This is a genomic window from Kineosporia sp. NBRC 101731, assembly GCF_030269305.1.
Lineage (GTDB): Bacteria > Actinomycetota > Actinomycetes > Actinomycetales > Kineosporiaceae > Kineosporia.
This window is the reverse complement of sequence record NZ_BSTC01000065.1, coordinates 1-283: the sequence shown is the minus strand read 5'-3', so window position 1 is coordinate 283 and position 283 is coordinate 1. Positions and strand designations below refer to the sequence as shown.

Genomic DNA, 283 nt, shown 5'->3' with positions numbered 1-283 from the left:
ACCGGGACGGACGAACCTCTGGTGTGCCAGTTGTCCTGCCAAGGGCACCGCTGGTTAGCTACGTTCGGAAGGGATAACCGCTGAAGGCATCTAAGCGGGAAGCTCGCTTCAAGATGAGGTTTCCATGGCACCTTGAGTGTCGAGAGGCTCCCAGCTAGACTACTGGGTTGATAGGCCGGATGTGGAAGCGGGGACTGAAGACCCGTGAAGCTGACCGGTACTAATATGCCGATGACTTATCTAACACATTTCTCGCTCGATTATGCGCGGTCAGAGATGAACA

The 283-nt window shown here is 54.8% G+C and carries 1 rRNA gene; it reads left to right on the top strand.

Annotated elements, in window-relative coordinates:
- A 23S ribosomal RNA gene (locus tag QSK05_RS36105) occupies positions 1 to 244 on the top strand; the annotation flags it as partial.
- Positions 245 to 283 lie beyond the last annotated feature (39 nt).